12 protein-coding genes are annotated in these 18,651 nt (G+C 73.6%); 7 read left to right on the forward strand and 5 right to left on the reverse strand.

What is annotated here, in order from left to right; all coding sequences use genetic code 11:
• Window positions 1–34 precede the first annotated feature (34 nt).
• The gene (locus AB0I89_RS01580; protein ID WP_357118389.1) at window positions 35–601 is read left to right on the forward strand and encodes a dienelactone hydrolase family protein; all 567 of its coding nucleotides are present in this window, start codon (window positions 35–37) and stop codon (window positions 599–601) included.
• 317 nt (window positions 602–918) lie between these two features.
• Here the strand turns inward: AB0I89_RS01580 and AB0I89_RS01585 are convergent, their stop codons facing one another.
• The 3 genes from AB0I89_RS01585 to AB0I89_RS01595 form a co-directional block, all read right to left on the reverse strand.
• Window positions 919–1,611, reverse strand: coding sequence for a hemerythrin domain-containing protein (locus AB0I89_RS01585; RefSeq protein ID WP_357118392.1), 693 nt, complete (start codon window positions 1,609–1,611; stop codon window positions 919–921).
• Between the two features lie 80 nt (window positions 1,612–1,691).
• On the reverse strand, window positions 1,692–4,961 hold the full coding sequence (locus AB0I89_RS01590) for a BTAD domain-containing putative transcriptional regulator (protein ID WP_357118395.1): 3,270 nt from the start codon (window positions 4,959–4,961) through the stop codon (window positions 1,692–1,694).
• 81 nt (window positions 4,962–5,042) lie between these two features.
• A complete protein-coding gene (locus AB0I89_RS01595; protein ID WP_357118398.1) occupies window positions 5,043–7,100 on the reverse strand; it encodes an adenylate/guanylate cyclase domain-containing protein in 2,058 nt (685 codons plus the stop codon).
• Window positions 7,101–7,293: 193 nt separating this feature from the next.
• Between AB0I89_RS01595 and AB0I89_RS01600 the strand changes: the two genes are divergently transcribed.
• The 5 genes from AB0I89_RS01600 to AB0I89_RS01620 all read left to right on the forward strand — a co-directional run bounded on the left by AB0I89_RS01600 (window position 7,294) and on the right by AB0I89_RS01620 (window position 15,737).
• Window positions 7,294–10,185: an AAA family ATPase gene (locus AB0I89_RS01600; RefSeq protein WP_357118401.1), complete on the forward strand. Its 2,892-nt coding sequence runs from the start codon at window positions 7,294–7,296 to the stop codon at window positions 10,183–10,185.
• Between the two features lie 136 nt (window positions 10,186–10,321).
• The gene (locus AB0I89_RS01605; protein WP_355051163.1) at window positions 10,322–11,092 is read left to right on the forward strand and encodes a DUF5995 family protein; all 771 of its coding nucleotides are present in this window, start codon (window positions 10,322–10,324) and stop codon (window positions 11,090–11,092) included.
• A gap of 374 nt (window positions 11,093–11,466) precedes the next feature.
• On the forward strand, window positions 11,467–11,868 hold the full coding sequence (locus tag AB0I89_RS01610; protein ID WP_357118405.1) for a hypothetical protein: 402 nt from the start codon (window positions 11,467–11,469) through the stop codon (window positions 11,866–11,868).
• An 87-nt stretch (window positions 11,869–11,955) separates the two neighbouring features.
• Entirely contained in the window at window positions 11,956–14,052 is a 2,097-nt protein-coding gene (locus tag AB0I89_RS01615) for an amino acid transporter (protein WP_357118408.1), read from the forward strand.
• Between the two features lie 170 nt (window positions 14,053–14,222).
• Entirely contained in the window at window positions 14,223–15,737 is a 1,515-nt protein-coding gene (locus AB0I89_RS01620) for a hypothetical protein (RefSeq protein WP_357118411.1), read from the forward strand.
• 83 nt (window positions 15,738–15,820) lie between these two features.
• On the opposite strand, the gene AB0I89_RS01625 is transcribed toward AB0I89_RS01620, so the two are convergent.
• Window positions 15,821–16,780 carry a TIGR03557 family F420-dependent LLM class oxidoreductase gene (locus AB0I89_RS01625; RefSeq protein ID WP_357118414.1) on the reverse strand — a complete coding sequence of 320 codons (960 nt, stop codon included), beginning with the start codon at window positions 16,778–16,780 and terminating at the stop codon, window positions 15,821–15,823.
• 541 nt (window positions 16,781–17,321) lie between these two features.
• Between AB0I89_RS01625 and AB0I89_RS01630 the strand changes: the two genes are divergently transcribed.
• Complete coding sequence (locus AB0I89_RS01630; protein ID WP_357118417.1) at window positions 17,322–17,687, forward strand: hypothetical protein; 366 nt, start codon at window positions 17,322–17,324, stop codon at window positions 17,685–17,687.
• 128 nt (window positions 17,688–17,815) lie between these two features.
• Here the strand turns inward: AB0I89_RS01630 and AB0I89_RS01635 are convergent, their stop codons facing one another.
• Window positions 17,816–18,634, reverse strand: a complete 819-nt coding sequence (locus AB0I89_RS01635; protein ID WP_357118420.1) for a methyltransferase domain-containing protein — start codon at window positions 18,632–18,634, stop codon at window positions 17,816–17,818.
• Between the last annotated feature and the right edge of the window lie 17 nt (window positions 18,635–18,651).

Here is an 18,651-nt window from a genome sequence, read left to right on the forward strand (position 1 = left end):
CCGGTCGGCGGCCCGGCGGCGGCAGGATGACCGGATGCGCCACGTCGTGCTGTTCCACTCCGTGTACGGGCTGCGGCCCGCCGTCCGCGCCGCCGCCGACCGGTTGCGCGCCGCCGGGCACCAGGTCACGACCCCCGACCTGTACGGCGTGCCCGCCGCCGACACCGTCGAGGACGGCTTCGCGCTGCTCGACAAGATCGGCCACGAGCTGGTGCTCGACCGGGCCCGCGCCGCGCTGCGCGACCTGCCGCCGCAGACGGTCCTCGCCGGCTTCTCGATGGGCGCGGGGGTGGCCGGGGCGCTGCTCGCCGAACGCCCCGACGCCGCCGCCCTCCTCCTGCTGCACGGCACCGGCGGTGCGCCGGACGTCGTGCGGCCCGGGTTGCCGGTGCAGTTGCACGTCGCCGACCCGGACCCGTACGACGCGCCGGACGAAATCGACGAGTGGCAACGGGCGATGACCGCCGCCGGCGCCGACCTGACGGTGTTCCGCTACCCCGGCGTGGGTCACCTGTTCACCGACCCGGCCCTGACCGAGTACGCCCCGGACGCCGCCACGGCGCTCTGGCCCCGCGCGCTGGCCTTCCTCGCCGACACCTGACCGCGCGTCCGCGCGGTCAGGTGTCGCCCCTGCGCCTCGCCACCCCAGCTCGGCGGCGTCTTCGCCTGCCGCCCCTCCCGGCTCGGCTTCGCCTGCCGTCCCTCCCGGAGCGGCGTCTTCGCCGCGGTGCCACCCCGGCTCGGCTTCGCCTGCCGCCCCTCCCGGAGCGGCGTCTTCGCCGCGGTGCCACCCCGGCCCGGCGACGTCCGTCGCCGGCGCCCGTCCGTCGCCGGCGCCCCCAATCGCCGACCCCGATTGGCGTGCGTCGACCCCGCCGCCCCCTCGTCGGCGCGGTCGATTCGCCGCGAGCGAAGTGTTCAGCTTGCGGTCGCGCCGATGCGTGGGGGCGTGGCCGTGCCGTGGACGCGCTTGGCGTACGTGCGGTAGAGCCGGGGTCCGACGATCGGCATGAGCAGCCGCGCCGGCAGCGGGGCGTGCGCGAGCACCGCCTTGATCACCGCGGCGTCGCCCTCGTACATCGCCATCCCGAAGATCAGCGGCAGGTCCTTCTTCGGGGTGTCGTTGAGCCCGTGCTCACCGAGCTTCGCCCATTCGGCCGCGGTGACGTACCGCTGCGCCAGCGGCAGGATCTCGGCCTCCTCGAGGGCCATGTGCTCGGCGGCGACGGTCCGGAGCTGCTCCAGGGCGTCGGCCACGGCCGCGCCGTCGTGTCCGGTCCGACGCCATGCGGGGAGCAGCGCGACGACCGCCTCGTAGGCCTGCTCGATGCCGTGGTGCTGGGCCTGCATCGCGGGGACGACGGCGGCCGCCTCCGCGCCACCGCGCTCGGCGAGCAGCGGCCACAGGAAGAGGTCCTCACCCTCGTGGTGCAGGTGCAACTGCTGGCACAGGAGCGCGGCGTGGGCGCCGACGACGTCCGCGCGCTTCGCGTCGCCGGGCCGTACGCCGCGGACGAGTTGTGGGAGCAGGCCGAGCTCGCGACGGAACATGATGTGCACCATGTACATGTCGCGGACGTCGGCCATCGCTTCCTGGTGGGTCTGGTTCACGGTTCCCTTTCCACGGACTCGGTGGGTCGAACACGACGATCATTCGCGCCGCCACTTGGAACCCACTTGGAAGGAGGGAGTCAGTCGGCCAGCGCCGCCGTCGCCTGGGCCAGCCAGTGCGGCGACTCCCACCGGCGCGCCAGCGCCGCCGCCAGCCGGAAGTGTTCCGCGGCCTCCTCGGTACGACCTGTCAGGCGGAACAGCTCCCCGAGCGTCAGCGCGACCGGTCGTACCACGGCCGCCGTGGTGGAGAGCCCGGCCAGTTGATCACGGAACGGGAGCAGCGCGTCGATCACCGGCTGCGCCAGGTCCCGCCGACCCAGGGCCACGATGACCATCGCCCGTACGCTCAGCAGGGACGACTGGAAGTAGTCGGGGCGGTAGGTGTGCCGGCCGATCGGCATGGCCCGTGCCTCGTCCACCCGGCCGCTCTCGATCAGCGCCAACGCCAGCAGGTCGTCCACGATCGGCCCCAACGACGGCCGCATCCTGCGGGTCGCCTCCACGTGCTCGCCGAAACGGCCCTGGCTCATCAGCAGGGTCGCCACGGCAAGGTAGTGGAAGGCCTCCGCGTGCAGCGATCCCTGCCGCCGCATCTGCTCGGCGACCTCGTCGTAGTGCTTCCGCGCGGTCACGAAGTCACCGGCGACGTGTGCGAGCACGGCCAGGGAACACAGGTGGAGAACCTGCGCCTCCTTGAGCTGGTACGTCTCGGCCAGCTGCCCCTGCCGCGTGACGCTGGCCCGGAGCTGCTCCGGGTCGTTGAGCGCGGCGGCGCAGTGACCGACCACCTGCTCGGCGACCCAGCGCCAGGTCACCAGGCCGTGCTCGTCGGCGAGGTCCCGCAGCTCCCGGGCCAGCTCCAGGCGCTGCGGGGCCTCCAACTCGTAGTTCAGGGTGCGGGCGCGGGCGGCCAGCGCGAGGGCGCGCAGCTCGGGGTCATCCAGCCGCCGGGAGACCGCCACGGCCTCCCTCCCGGCCGCCACGCCGCGTGGGTCCGCTTCCCCGTCCAGCTCGGTGGCGAGCGCGTCGAGCAGCCGGCACCGGGTGACCGGGTCCAAGTGGTCGGCGCGCAACAGCCGCGTGAGCAGCTCGACAGCGGTGGGGTCCACGGCGCCGTACTCGTGGCGCAGCCAGGGGCTCGGCACGGTCCACGCGGTGAAGGCCGCGATGAGCAGCTCGTCGCGGCCGGCCGCGATGGCGATGTCGACGGCCCGCGTCCGCGTCCGCTGGGCGGCGGCCACCGCGCCGGCCCGGGCCTGGGCGCGCAGCAGCCGGCCCAGCAGGTCGACCCGGAGCGCGTCCCGGTCCCCGGGCACCGACGCGGCCGCGTCGACGGCGTTTGCGAGCAGTTCGATGGCGGCGTCGTACGCGTACCGACGCTCGGCCAGCTCGGCGGCGCGGACGGCGTACTCGACGGCGAGGGGCGCGGTGTCGGTCGACGCGGCGCGCGAGTAGTGGTACGCCAGGGCCGGATAGTCGTCCGGGTCGAGTCGGCGGGTGACGGCGGCGATCCGGGCGTGCAGGCGGGTACGGCGTAGCTGCGGCAGGTCGCGGTAGATGGTGTCGCAGACCAGACCGTGGACGAAGCGGACCCGTCCCGGCGCCGGCTCGGTGAGCAGACCGGCGCTCAGTCCGGCTTCCAGCCCGCCCAGGACGGTGCCCTCGTCGGCGCCGGAGGCGTCGACGAGGGTCCGCACGTCCGCCTCCCGGCCCACGGTCGCGGTGAGGCGCAGCACCGACACCGCCGCCGACGGCAGGTGGGCGAGTCGTCGACGCAGCACGTCGCGGACGCCCTCGGGCACGTCGGAGGTGGCGACGAGGGTGCCCTCGGCGGCGAGCAACCGGGCCGACTCGCGGACGTAGAAGGGGTTGCCGCCGGTGCGTTCGGCCAGCGCGGCGACGGTGTCCGGATCGACGCTGGTCCGGGCCAGCGCGCCGAGCAGCCGTTCGACCTCGGGCGTCGTCAGACCGCCCAACGCGATCCGCTGCGGCGACCGGCGGGCCAGGACGGCCATGGTGTCGGCGAGCCGTTCGGCGTTGTCGGCGGGCCGTAACGCCGCGACGAACAGCACCGCGCCCGCCGTCGTCTCGGCCACGCTGGTCAACAACAGCAGCGTCTCGGCGTCCGCGGCGTGCAGGTCGTCGAGTACGACGGCGACCGGTCGGCCGGCGGCCGCGGCGTCCAACCAGGCGGCCACGGCGCGATGCAGCCGGAACCGGCCGGCGGTGACGTCCCCACCGACCTCCCCGTCGCCCTCGTCGAGCAGCGGTGCGAGCGCCGGGGCGAGAGCACCGGGCGGCGCCTGGAGCGCGAGGCGCCGTAGCGCCTCGACCCACGCCCAGGCCGGCGGGGCGCCCTCGGCCTCGGGGCAGCGACCGAGGGCGACCAGCCAGCCGGTGGCGTTCAGGTCCTCGACGAACCGGCTGAGCAGACGCGTCTTGCCGGCGCCCGCCTCCCCGCTGACCAGCGCGACACGCGGGCCACCTACCCGCGCCTCGGCGGCTGCCTGTCCGAGGGCCGCCAACTCGGCCTCCCGGCCGACGAACGTCTCCTCCGGCCGCTCGGCCCCGGCGGCCGTCGTCGCGGCGGCCGGCGGGAGCAGGTCCAGACGTTGGCCCAGGATCGCGGCCTCGACCTCGACCAGCGCCGGGCCGGGGTCCAGGCCGAGCTGGTCCACCAGGGTCGCCCTGGCCCGCCGCAGCGCGGCGAGCGCGTCGCCCTGCCGGCCGGTACGCCACAACGCCAGGGCCAGCAGCCGCCACGCCTCCTCCCGCAGTGGCGCCTGGCGGGTCAGCAGCTCCGCCTCCGGCACCGCCTCGGCGGGGTCGCCGCCGCGCATGGTCACGTCGACCAGCAGCTCCCGGGCGACCAGTCGCAGCTCCTCCAGGCGCAGCACCTCCGGCTGCGCCCACGGCTCACCGACGAATTCGGCGTACGCCGGGCCGCGCCACAGGTCGAGTCCGGCGCGGAGCAGCTGACGGGCCCGCTCCGGGTCGGTCGAGCTGACCGCGCGAGCCTCGGCCAGCAGCGACTCGAATCGGCTGGCGTCGACGGCGTCGGCCGGCACCCGCAGGGCGTACCCGGGTGGCACGGTGACCAGGACCCGCGCCGGCGCCCGGCGCTCGCGGGTCGGCTCGACCACGCGGCGCAGGTGCGAGACGTACGCCTGCAGCGAGACGATCGCCCGTGGTGGGGCGTCCCCCCGCCACAGCAACTCGATCATCCGGCCGACGGAGACGACCTCGCCGCGGGCCGCCAGCAGCAGCGCGAGCACGGCGCGTTGACGGGGGCCGCCGAGGTCGGTCGGTCCGCCGGTGTCGACCTCGACCTCGAGCGGTCCGAGCACCCGTAGCAGCATGACTGGGCCAATCCTAGTCAACGGCGTCGGGCGATCCGCCCGTGCACGGTCACGCCCGGGTCGCCGCGGTCAGGCCGCGGCGGCCAGGTCGCCCGGCGCAGGCGTCACCGGTAATCGGAATCCGGTCCGGGCGCGGCCGGGGCGAAGCGCCGTCCGGGCGCGGCCGAGCGTCGGGGCGCTCGTTCCCACCGGCGCAACGTCGTCCCCGGTGACCGCGCGTAGTCGGCGGCGGACCGGCGCACGGTCGTCCGGCCGCGTCGGCGCGGCGGGCGTGGGGGCCTCCGGGGCGGTGGGAAGCGGTCGGAGAATCGGCGCGCGGTCGGGCGTCGGTCCCGCCGCGTTGGCTGCGCGCCGCTGCTGACCGGTGGGCGGCAGCGCCGCGAGGCCGCCGACGGTGTCGGATGCCGGATTCTCGGCGGCCCGCCGGGTGAGCACGGCGCGCAGGGCGTGGGGAAGACGCTCGGCGGCGACCTGACGCAACGCCGGCGCGACGAACGCGTACCCGCGGACGCGGTCGTCGCGCAGCAGTCCGGCGGAGACGAGGGCGCGCAGCAGGGGAGCGGACCTCCCCGGCCGCCACCCCAGCGCCTGGTCGACGGCCGGGCCGGAGAGCAGGCCCGTGAGGGTGCCGGCGGCCATCAGCACCGCCCGGCCCTCACCGCCGAGCCGGTCCAGCTCGGCGCCGGTGCTGCGACGTACCGGTTCGGGCAGCGTCGTCGGGTCCGCTCCCGCCGCGATCGAGGTGACGTATGCGACGGCGTGCCCGGGCCGGCCGCCGACCAGCGGCAGCAGCCGGTCGGCCAGGGCCACCGGCTGCCCGGCGCGGGTCAGCAGGTGCCGCAGGAGGCGGCCGGACTGGACGGCGGCCAACGGTCGGATCGGCACCCGCCGGGCGGGACCCGGCCGGGTGTCGGCCCACTGCGGCTGGTGCACGGTGAGCACGGCCAGCGGAACGCCCCGCACCGTGGCCGCGGTGAACAGGTCGTGCAGGAAGCGACTCACGGCCGGCGCGGCGCGGTCCACATCGTCCACGGCCACGACCAGCGGCCGATGGGCGGCCAGCCGCAGGAGGGCGTCGCGGCAGATCGCCGCGGCGGCGAGCGCCTCGACCGAGGCGTCCGGGGTGGTCAGCAGCCGGTGCAGCGCCGGCACCGCCGCCGCGACGCGGTCGGGCGGGTACAGCGGCGTCAGGGCGTCGGTCAGGCGTTCGCGGACCGCCGCCGGGCCGTCGCCGGGGCGGGTGCCGGCCAGGACGCGGACCAGCTCGGCGACCGGCGCGAGCACCTGATCGGGGTACGGCGGGCAGCCCACCACGCACCAGCGCACCGGCAGCCCGTCCACCGTGTGCAGCGTCCGGCTCAGCTCGTGCAGCAACCGGCTACGGCCGCTGCCGCTCGGGCCGACGAGGGAGATCCAGCGCGGTTCGCGTGTCCGCAGGGCCTCGCTCACCTGCTCGCCGATGCCGGCCAGTTCGCGGCGACGCCCGATGAGCGGGCCGTCGTGCCGGTCGGCGCCGGGACGGGCGGGACCGCTGGCGTGCCACACGGGCATCGGCGCCAACCGGCCGGCCACCGGCATCGGCGCGAGTTGACGCTGGGCGATGAGGCCGGCGGTGGCCCGCGCGGTGACCGCGCACAACGCGACACCGCCGGGTGCCGCGTACCCCTGTAGGCGGGCCGCGGTGGTGATCACCGCGCCGCTGGCCACGCCGTGACCACCGCTGACCGCGTCGCCCAGGTCGACCACCACCTCGCCGGTGGCGATCCCGACGCGCACCCGCAGGGTGATCTCGCCGAGGATGGGACGGCGGTCCAGCGCGGCCTGGATCTCCAGCCCGGCCCGCACCGCCCGGTACGCGTCGAAGCCGTCGGAGTGCCGTGCCCCGAACAGCGCCATCACCGCGTCGCCGACGTACTTCTCCACCACGCCCTGCCAGCGGCGCAGCACCCCGGCGACCCGTTCGAAGTAGGCCCGTTGCAGGGCGCGGACGTCCTCGGGGTCGAGCTGGTCGACGAGCGCGGTGGAGCCGACGATGTCGACGAAGAGGACGCTGACCGTCCGGCGTTCCTCGGGCACCGGCCAGTGTGGGCGGTCGGTCCGCTGTGTGTCGGCGACGATGGTGATCATGGGTGGCGCACCCGACCTTCCCGGGTGATGGGCTGACGACCCTCGGAGATTGGCATCCCTGGGCCGACAGGGGATCGGCAGAACGACGTATGTCGGCCGCCCGCAACCTTTAGTCGCAATGTCGACGCGAGGAGTACCACAAGCGGCAGATGGCCGTAGAACGGTCGGGGGGCCTGTGATTAGGCTGCGTGCCATGGCCAGCGATGTGGACACCGCACCGCTCGTGGGCCGGGCCGAGCTGGTACAGACGGTTCGGTCGGCGCTTCTCGGTGACGTGGCACAGGGACAGACGGCCGCCGTCTTCCTTACCGGCGAGAGCGGTGTGGGCAAGACCCGGATCCTCGGCGAGGTCGGCGTCCGACTGCGTGCGGCGGGCGCGTTGGTGTTGACCGGCAGTTGCCTGGACATCGGCGACGCCTCCCCACTGCACCCGTTGCTCCAGGCGCTGCGGCGTTTCGACGCCGACCTGACCGCCGCGCAGGCGCGCACCTCCTCGGCCGTACGTGGGCTGTTGCAGGTGTTCGCCGACGAGACCGGCGGCCCGGACGGCGCGGGCACCCTGTTGGAACGCGTCTCCCGGGGTCTGCACCTGATCGCCGAGGGACGACCGCTGGTGCTGATCCTCGACGACCTGCAGTGGGTCGACCGCAGCACCCGGCAGCTCCTGCTGTACCTGTTGGCGGGTCTGGGCGACCTGCAACTCTCGGTGCTGGCGGCGGTACGCGCCGAATCGTTGCAGGGCGCGCATCCGCTGCGCCGCGTGCTGACCGAGCTGCGCCGGCTACGGACGGTACGGGTGCTCGACCTGTCTCCGCTGGACCGCGCCGACACCGAACAGCTCGCCGCCGCGGTGGTGGGCCGGCCGCTTGCCGTCGAGGCGGCCGAGCAGGTCTGGCAGCGCAGCGGCGGCAACCCGTTCGTCATCGAGGAGCTGGCCCGCGACCTGCGGGACGGGCGGGACGGGCTGTCCGAGACGCTGCGCGAGATCTTCCTCGACCGGGTCGACGCGTTGCCGCAGCACGCGCACGCCGTGGTGCATGCCGTGGCGGCCGGCGTCGAGCCCGTGCAGCACTGGTTGTTGGCCGAGGTGCTGCACCTGCCCGACGGCGAGTTGATCGAGGCCGCGCGGGCCGCGGTCGCGCACCGGTTGCTGGTCAGCGCCGACGACGGCTACCGGCTGCGGCACCGACTCGTCGCCGAGGTGCTGGCGCACGAGCTGCTGCCCGCCGAACGCTCCGGGCTGCACCGCCGCTACGCCGAGGCGCTCACCGCGGCTCCGGGCGAGCTGCGGCAGGCCCGGTTGGCGCATCACTGGCGGCTGGCCGGCGAGCCGGCCCGGGCGTTGCCGGCCGCGGTGGGCGCCGCGCAGGAGGCCGAGCGGCTGCACGGTTACGCCGAGGCGCACCGCCACTGGACGGTCGCGTTGCAGTTGGCCGGCGACTCCGGCTCGCCAGAGGTGGACCGGGTCGAGCTGCTCGGTAACGCGGCCGAGGCGGCCCACCACTGCGGTGAGCACGCCCGCGCCTTGGCGTTGCTGGAGGAGCTGGTCGCGGTACGGGGTGGCGCGCCGAGCTGCGCGCTGCACATCCGCCGGGCGCGATACCTCGCCGCCGCGGGCCGCTCCGCCCTCGCCGAGAAGGAGTACGAGCGGGCCCTCGACGCGTCGGACTGCTCGCCACGGGAACGGGCGACCGCCGCCGCGCGGCTCGCCGAACTGCTGCTGCACCTGGGCCGGTACGCCGACGCGGGCCGGCGCGCGCGGGAGGCGCTGGCGTTGGCCGCCGAGGTGGAGGGGTCCACCACCGAGGTGGTGCTCGCCAGCTCGGCGCTCGGCTTCAGCGACGCGTACCTGGAGGACCCGGAGGCCGGGCTGGCCGTCGTGCGTCAGGCCCTGGAGACCGCCGAGCGCTCCGGCCAGCCGGAGGACGTGGCCTGCGCGTACCTGCACCTGGCGGAGCTGTTGACCGGGCCGCTGAACATCCTCGAAGAGGGTGTCGTGGTGGCCCGCCGGGGCGCCGAGCGGGTGGCCGAGCTGGGCCTCGGGCGTACCTATGAGACCCGCCTGTTGGCCATCGCCACCAACGGGCTGTTCCGGGTGGGGCAGTGGGCCGAGGCGGAGAAGGTGGTGGCCGCCGCGCTGCGGCACCGACCGTCCGGGGCGGACGCCGTCGAGCTGCTGCTGGCCCGGTGCCGGCTGTCGGTGGGCTACGGCGACATCGCGGCCGCCGACCGGGACCTCGACGCGGTGGCGACGGTGCTGGCCGGGGGCGGCGCCCGACACGTCATCCCGCTGCTCACGCTGCGCGCCGGGCTGTCGATGTGGGAGGGCCGGCACGATGTGGCTCGCCAGGCGGTGCAGCGCGGCCTCACCGAGAGTCGCTCGGACGACGTGACGATCCTGTCCGCGCTGGTCTGGCACGGGTTGCGCGCCGAGGCGGAGGCGCACGCCAGCCGTACCGTCGACGTGGACCCGACGGCGGTACGCCGGCTGCGGGACGTGGCCGAGCGGGTGGCGCGCAAGAGCGCCGCCGCGGCCCGACCGGTGCGGTCGGTGGTGGACGGCTTCCTGGCGCTGTGCGCCGCCGAGGTGAGCCGCCTCGACGGCAGCGACCCGGAGCTGTGGGCCACCTCGGTCGCCGAGTGGGACCGGCGTAACCACCCCTACCCGGCGGCGTACTCGCGGCTGCGCCAGGCTGAGGCCCTGTTGGCCCGACGGAGCCGCGTGGCCACCGCGGGCAAGTTGCTCCGGGAGGCGTACGGGGTGGCCCAGGCGTTGGGCGCCGTGCCACTGACCTCGGAGATCCGGGAGCTGGCCGGGCGGGCCCGGGTGTCCCTTCAGGAGCGGGACAGCGCCGACGGCGCCGGCTCGGTCGAGCCGGCCGACGACGAGTTGGCGACTCTCACCGCGCGGGAGCGGGAGGTTCTCGCGCTCGTCGCCGAGGGGTTGACCAACCGGGAGATCGGGCAGCGGCTGTTCATCAGCGAGCGGACCATCGGCGTGCACGTGTCGCATATCTTCGACAAACTGCAGGTCCGCACCCGCGTGCAGGCCAGCGCGATCCACCTGCGTAGCGCGCGCGGTTGACCAACCCACTACGTATCCCCGGCGCGCGTGTGCGCCGGGGATACGTCGTTCTACTGATCCCGGCGGCGGTTGCCGGCTGAGAGGCTGTGCCCCGTCGACGGCGTCGCGTAGGCGCAACGACCATCATGGAGGAGAGATGACCGAACCGGTCTGGGGGCCCGTGCACCGGGACATCGTCGACCTGCTCGCCGATCACCCGGCGGACGTGCCGGCGGTGGTCGACCATCTCACGAAGCTCCAGGACCTGCTGGTGCGGTTGCCTCCGTTGGAGGCGAGCTGCCCGCTCGCCGACTTCAACAGGTTGTACCTGACGATCACCAGCAGTGTGCTGGACGGCCTGTACGACGACCGTTTCGTCGACCCGGTCTTCCTCTCCCGCCTGGACGTCGAGTTCGCGGCCCGCTACTTCGACGCTCTGCGGCTCTGGACCGACTCCAGCCCGGGCACGCCGAAGGCGTGGTCGTGTCTGTTCTCGCGGATGCGGGGGCCTGACGCCCGCCCGTTGCCGTCGGCGGCGGCCGGTGTGAACGCGCACATCAACTTCGACCTGCCGTTCGCGTTGGTGACGACGTTCGACCACCTCGAGTCGGAGCCGGTCGACGGCACCGACCAGCACCACGACTACCTCGAGATCAACAACATCTTCGCCGACAAGATCCCCGGTCTGCGCCGGGGCTACCTGGAGCGGTGGCAGCTGCTCATTGACATGCTCAACGGCGACATCGACGACTGGTACCAGGGGGAACTGGTCGAGTACACCCGCGATGTCGCGTGGCGCAACGCGCAGAAGATCTGGCGGTGCCGGCACGATCCGGACGCCCGAGAGTGCGAGCGTCTGCGGCTGGACGACAACGCCGCTGCGCTTGGACGGTTGCTGCTCTCGCCCCTCGGGGCGTTCCTGCAGTAGCCGGGACGGGGGGTCCCCGCGCTCCGCCCGTGGGGGCGGCGGAGCGCGGGGGCGCAACCACCCGCCCGCTCCACCTACCCGCGCGGTCCGCCGGCACCCGTCGGCGGCGACCGGGTAGTCGGCCGGTCGGCCCGGGGGGTGTCGACCGTCTGCCGTCGTCGGCCGGCCCGGGGGGTGCCGGCCGGCGACGGGGGAGCGGCGGGTGCGGGGCGGGTGCGGCGAATCCGGGGGTGTCGACCGATGAGTTCCGGGTACGCCCGCGCCATGACCGTCCTGGACCGGCGTCGTCCCGCTGCCCGACCTCGTCCCGCGCGGCCCGGTCCGCTGCGTCCGGGCGGCCCGGTCTCGCGGCCGGCTGCCCGGCCGGGTGCCCGATGACCGACGTGCCGACCCGGCTTCCGTTCCGCTTCGACGCGGCGTTCCGTCCGGCACTGGCGCTGGTGGGGGTCCGCCCGGCGACGGCCTGGGTCGCCGTCGACGACCGGGACCTGGAGATCCGGTACGGGCCGTGGCGGCTGCGGACCGGCCGGGACAACGTGCTCGGCGCCGAGGTCGGCGGGCCGTACCGGTGGTGGCGGGTGATCGGCCCGCGCCTGTCGCTGGCCGACGGCGGCGTGAGTTTCGGCAGCAGCGCGCGGGCAGGGGTCTGCGTGCGCTTCGGCGTACCGGTGCCGGCCCTGTCGCCCGCGGGCTGGCCCCGGCACCCGGCGGCCACGGTCACCGTCGCCGACCCGGCTGCCCTGGCTCGGCTGCTCGGCGGACCGGACCTGCCCTGAGCAGCCCACCTACCTGTCCCGTTCGGCCGCTCGGGCCGTGGGCTGGCACCTACGGTCGGATCAGGACCTGCGAGGGTGGGACGGGCGATGGCTGACGAGCACCGGGCGAGACCGCGACGCTGGGGCGGACGACGCCACACGCCGACCGGGCCGGACCCGGCCCTGCGCGCGGCCCGCGACCCGGCCCGGCCGCACCCGGGCGGTCGGCCGGGTGTCGTGGTGCCGGAGCGGGTGGACAGCCCGGCCCGCTCGACGACGCCGGCCAGCCCGCTGCGGCGGTGGCTCTTCGAGCACCAGGTGCAGCCGCCGGGCCCGGAGACGAGCGAGGGGCAGAACCGCCGGCACGCCTGGTGGCAGGTGATGTGCCTGACCGGCGTGGACTACTTCTCCACCCTGTCGTACCTGCCGGGCATCGCGGCGGTGGCCGCTGGCGCGCTGTCTCCGCTGGCGACCCTGCTGATCGTCGCGCTGACCCTGTTCGGCATGTTGCCCATGTACCGGCGGGTCGCCCAGGAGAGTCCGCACGGGCAGGGTTCGGTGGCGATGCTGGAGCGGCTGCTGCCGTTCTGGCGGGGCAAGATCTTCGTGCTCGTGTTGCTCGGGTTCGTGGCCACCTCGTGGATCATCACGATCACCCTGTCCTCGGCCGACGCCACCGTGCACCTGCTGGAGAACCCGTTCCTGCCGGACGCCCTGCACGGCCCGGCGGTGCCGGTGCTGCTCACCGTGGCGCTGCTGCTCGTCCTCGGCGGGGTGTTCCTGCTCGGCTTCCGTGAGGCGGTGGTGGTCGCCATCCCGTTGGTGGCCGTGTTCCTCGTGCTCAACGCGGTGATCGTGGTGGTCGCGGTGGCCCGGATCGCCGGCGATCCCACCATCGTGTCGAACTGGACGGCGGCGCTGACGGCGAGCGGCGGCGGACCCGGCGACGTGCTGCTCACCGCCGTGTTGGCCTTTCCGCTGCTGGTGCTGGGCCTGTCCGGCTTCGAGACCGGAGTCAGCATGATGCCCCTGGTGGCGGCCGACGGACCGGACCGGCAGGCCCGGCTCGCCGCCCGGATCCGGAACACCCGGCGGTTGCTCACCACCGCCGCGCTGATCATGTCGGTGTACCTCATCTCGACGACGTTCGTGACCACCGCGCTCGTCCCGGCCGCCGAGTTCCGGCCGGGTGGGGCGGCGAACGGACGGGCGCTGGCGTATCTGGCGCACACGTACCTCGGTGAGGGGTTCGGCACCGTCTACGACCTGAGCAGCGTGCTCATCCTCTGGTTCGCGGGCGCGTCGGCGATGGCCGGGCTGATCAACATCGTGCCCCGCTACCTGCCCTCGTACGGCATGGCCCCGGAGTGGGCTCGTGCCGTACGTCCGGTGGTGATCGTCTACACCGTCGTCAGCGTCGCCATCACGGTCGCCTTCCGCGCCGACGTCAACGCCCAGGCCGGCGCGTACGCCACCGGCATCCTGGCGATGATGGTGTCCGGCGCGGTGGCGGTGGCCATCTCCGCGGTCCGGAGCCGTCAGCGCGGCGGCGCCATCGGCTTCACCGTGCTGACGCTGGTGCTGCTGTACGCGTTGGTGGAGAACGTCATCGAGAAGCCGGACGGGATCACCATCTCGGCGCTGTTCATCCTCGGCATCATCGCGGTGTCCCTGGTCTCCCGGGTCACCCGGACCACCGAGCTGCGCGCCGAACGGATCGAGTTCGACGAGGCGGCCCGACGGTTCGTCACCGAGTCGCTCGCCCACGACGGTCAGTTGCACCTGATCGCGAACAAGCGCCAGGGCGGGTCCCTGAAGGAGTACACCCTCAAGGAGCGGGCGCAGCGCGGCATGAACCCGGTGCCCGGCGCGTCCGACGTGCTGTTCCTGGAGATCGACGTGGTGGACCCGTCGGGATTCAGCCAGGTGCTGCGGGTGCACGGGGTGGAGGTGGGCGGCTTCCGGGTGCTGCGGGCCAGCAGCGCGGCCGCGCCGAACGCGATCGCCGCGATCCTGCTGGCGCTGCGCGACGCGACCGGGGTACGCCCCCACGCGCACTTCGAGTGGTCCGAGGGCAGCCCGATCGCGCACCTGCTGCGGTACCTGATCCTCGGCCGAGGGGACACCCCGCCGGTGGTGCGGGAGATCATCCGCCGTACCGAGCCGGACCCGCTGCGCCGCCCCGGCATCCACGTCGGCGGCTGAGGACACGCGCCGTCTGGTACCGAAAAAGATGAATGGCAGCACTATTCACGTTCACACCTCACTGTCCGGATTGCGGTCATATCGTGACCTCTGGTGGTCGGCGGCACGTCCGGCCCCCCGCGCCCGAATGGGACGCGGTCACGGCACGTACGCAGGAAGGCAGGAACCGGATGTCCACGTACCGACCAGGAGATCGCCCAGCTCGACCTCGACGGCGGTCCCGATGGTTCTTAGCCGGCGGGCTCCTGGCGGGGAGCCTGGTGGTGGGCGCGGCCGGGGTGGCCGGCGTCGCCGCCGCCGCCGACCGTGACCTCTCCCTCGGCGTCCTGGGCCGGTTGACCGCCGCCGACCGCGACGACGACCGACGCTCCGGCGACGGGTCCACCCCCGAGCGCGGCGGGGACGACGCCGAGCGGGCCCGGCCGCAGACGCCGGGTACCGGCAAGCATGGCGTGGTCGAGGTGCCCTGCGACGCGGCGAAGCTGGTGGCCGCGTTGGTGGCGGCCAACGCGGAGGGCGGCGCCGAGCTGCGGCTCGCGCCCCGGTGCCGGTACACGCTGACCGAGGCGTTCCACGAGACCGACCAGTACGACGGCGGCATCCGCGACGCCCGGGAGCAGGCCGACGCGGCGGAGACCCCCGGGGACGCCGACGCCCCGCCGCACAACCCGGCCGACGACACGGCCGGCCTGCCGGTGATCTACCAGCCCATCACCATCGACGGCGCCGGCGCGACGATCGCGCGCGACGCCCAGGCCGAGGCGTTCCGGTTCTTCACCGTCCGCGACGGCGGCGAGCTGACCCTGCGCGACGTCGAGCTGCACAACGGCCGCTCGGCCATCGAGGGCGGAAGCGTGCACGTCGTGCACGGCGCGACGGCCGTGGTGGAACGGGTCACCGTCACCCAGAGCACGTCGCTCTCGCCCGAGGGCGGCGGCGGTGGGATCTTCAACGACGGCAACATGGTGGTCACCGACTCCACCTTCATCGGCAACAGCGCCTCCGGCGCCGCGGGCAAGGGCGGGGGCCTGCTCAACGGCGGCGTGTTGACGCTCAAGCGCTCGGAGTTCCACCACAACAGCGCCAACGGCTACGGCGGCGGGCTCGGCAACTACCGGGGCGCGGCCGACGTGGAGAGCACCAGCTTCGCGCAGAACAGCGCCGGGCAGGGCGGCGGCCTGGCCAGCTTCTCGGCCCGGACGAAGGTGTACGACACCGAGTTGCTGAACAACACCGCACAGGTCGGCGGCGGCGCCGCCAACTCCGACGCGGTGCTGGTGATGCGCAAGATGACCATCCGCGGCAACACCTCCACCGTCAACGGCGGCGGCATCTCGACCGTCAAGGGGCTGCTGCCCCTCGACGACAGCGTGGTGGCCGGCAACACCACGCACGGCATCGGGGCCGGCATCTACACCGAGAAGTCCAACCTGCTCGTGCGCGGCAGCGACGTGACCGGCAACGAGGCGGTCGGCGCGACGTCCAGGGGTGGCGGCATCTACGCCACCGCGGGCGCGGTGGCGCTCTACACGAGCAAGGTCACCCACAACGCGGCCACGGTGAAGCCGGGCGGCATCTTCGCCGAGCACGCCCAGGTCAAGATCGACGACGAGAGCGTGGTCGTCGAGAACGAGCCGACCAACTGCGAGGGCAGCGCCGTACCGATCGCGCACTGCTTCCGCTGACTTCGACCCGTCCTTGATCCTGAGCGCAGACGCCCGCCCGGACAGCCGTCCGGGCGGGCGTGCTCGTGCTCGTGCACGGCCGGTCAGCTCGGCGCGCGCAGCCGCCCGGACAGGTCGGTGGCGAAGAAGTCGAGGAAGCCGTCGGGGTCCGGACCGGCGTTCTGCAGCACGATGTGGTCGAATCCGGCGTCGACGTACGACCGGACCTTCGCCACGTGCGCCTCGGGGTCGGGGCCGACGGCGAACAGCGCCCGGACGTGCTTCTCCTCGACGTGCGCGCTCGCCGCGTCGAAGTTCACCGGGTTCGGCAGCTCGCTCATCACCTTCCAGCCGGTGACCATCCACCGGCTGGTCTGCAACACCGCCCGCACTGCCTGCTGCTCGTCGGTGGCCCAGGCCAGCGGCGCCTCGGCGTAGCGGGGGCCCGATCCGCCGGCGCGCCGGTAGTGCTCGACGACCGAGGCGTCCGGATCGGTGGCGAACAGTCCGTCGCCCAGTTCGGCGGCGAGCCGGGCCGACGCCTCCCCGCTGGCCGCGACGGCGATCACGGGCGGGGTGTCCGGCAGGTCGAAGACCCGGGCGTCCTCCAGGCGCAGGTGCCGCCCCTCGTACGACCGGTAGCCGCCCTGCCAGAGCAGTCGGATGATCTCCAGCGCCTCGCGCAGCCGTTCGTGCCGTCCCCGTACGCTGGGGAAGCCCTGCCCCACCACGTGCTCGTTGAGCCGCTCACCGGCCCCGACGCCGAGGGTGAACCGTCCGTCGGAGATCAGCCCCATGGTGGCTGCCGCCTGCGCGATGATCGCCGGGTGGTAGCGCACCGTCGGGCAGGTCACGCCGGTGGCGAGGCGCAGCGTGGTGGTGCGCGCCGCGATCGCGCCCAGCACGCTCCACGTGAAGGACGAGTGGCCCTGCGCCTCCAACCAGGGGTGGTAGTGGTCGCTCATCTCGACGAAGTCGAAACCGGCCTGCTCGGCCCGGACGGCCTGCCGGATGATCTCCTGCGGCCCGAAACCCTCCGAGGCCAGCTTGTAGCCGATCTGCATTGGCGCGCCCCCGCTCCGTCCCGGCCCTGACGGCAGTCGGTTCCCGACCGCAAGACCGACAAACCAGCGCCATGGGCCCGCCCGTCGTTTTCACACACCGGAAACATTCCAGGCAGTTGATCTAGGCCCGTCACCTGGGTCGGGTCCGCAGGCTGAGGGTTTTCCGGGCAGCCACTTCAGCTGTCTTCCGGGCTCCCGGCTCGTGGGAGGCGGTCGGTGCCGACGGTGGGTGCTCGTCGTTCTCGGCGGTGATGCGGGCCTCGTGGGGTTGGGGGCCCTACCTGGACGCCGGGGTCGTACATCGACTCTCGGGCTTCCCGCTGCGGCGGGGTGGATCTTTTGCCGGTGCCGGATCCGCCCCGGTGCCCAAGTCGGTGAGTGGGTGGAAGGTCAAGATCGGTCACGTCTTTGTTGCCGGCCGGGGTCATATGATGAATTTTTGCCCATCTGTAGATCTGCATACATCGATGTAACCCGATCGCTGACTGTTAGTAGCCTGCTGCGGACCGTCCGGTCGAATGTCTCGAGGGGAGAACCAGGCGTGCAGAAGAAGAAGTTGTTCATCAGCAGCGCAGCGGCACTATCGGTCAGCGGTCTTCTGCTGATCGTTCCTCTGAGCGGGGCGAACGCGGCTGACACCAGTCCCGCCGCGAGCAAGAAGCCGTCCGGGATGACCGCACTGTCGCAAACGACAGGGACTCCCGTAACAGTGGTGGCGGGCGCGAACAATATCTCCTTCGCCACCTGCCCCGCTGGCACGATCGTCACCGGAGGAGGCGGACAGACATCCGCGTTCGACATCTTCCTCACTGACTCGTTCGCGTCGGGCAACGGCTGGGCGGTACGAGGCTCCAACCGGGGAACCACGGCTCAAACCCTTACGGCCGTCGTCACCTGTCTCGGGTAGACCAGTTCGCAGACGGGCCCGTTACCCCCGGTGTCGGGGGTAACGGGCCCGCGGTCGTCCCGGGCGTTGACAAAGCCCTCCATGGGACGTCGACGGCCGAGCAGGGAGGGGTAGTGTCCTAGGACGGTTTAGGGGGTGTGGGAGATGGCACCGAGGCGGCCTCTGGTGGAGACGAAGTGGTAACTCATGACGGCGAACGCCGGGTCGCGGACCAGTCGACGGAAGGCGGTGAGCTGCTGCGGTGACAGGCCGGCCGCCAGCAGGTCCGGCTCCAACTGGCGGGAGTTCGTCTCGTAGAGCGACGTGCCGGTCGACCCGCCGGCCCAGCTCTGCGAGTGGGTGACGGTGTCGACGTCGGCGAGGCCGGCGAGGGTCATCTCGGTGTGCACGTCCTGCGCCCACCCCAGGTCGGCGCCGTGGTCCTGGAGCACCCCCATCATGGTGTCCATCACCTGCGCGAACAGCTTCGCCGCGTCGTCGCTCGGCGCGGTCAGCACCCGTACCGGCGTGGTGCAGTCGAACTCCTCGACGACCAGCCAGCCGCCGGGGGCCAGCGCTCCGGCGAGGGTACGCAGGACCCGCCGGCGCTCGGGTAGGTGCAGCAGCACCAGCCGGGCGTGGATCAGGTCGAACGCGTCCCCGGGCGGGGGATCGGCGCGCACGTCGTGCTGGCGTACGCGCAGGTTGCCGTCGGCCACGAGGTGCGTGGGGTCGATGTCGGTGGCGAGCACGCTGCCGTCCCCGCCGACCGCGCGGGCGATCCGCCGGGCCATCGAGCCGCCCCCGGCACCGACCTCCCAGCAGGTCGACCCGAGGCGCAGGACCGGACGGGCCAGGCGGCGCATCGTGATCGGGTCCAGGAAGGACTCCAGCGCCCGCATCTGCGGTACCGCGTCCGGTGCGCCGTTGTCGAAGGTGTACGTCCCGTCGCTGGTCGGGGTCGCCATACGTCGTCCGCCTCTCC

Source organism: Micromonospora sp. NPDC049801, from assembly GCF_040656575.1.
Taxonomy (GTDB): domain Bacteria; phylum Actinomycetota; class Actinomycetes; order Mycobacteriales; family Micromonosporaceae; genus Micromonospora.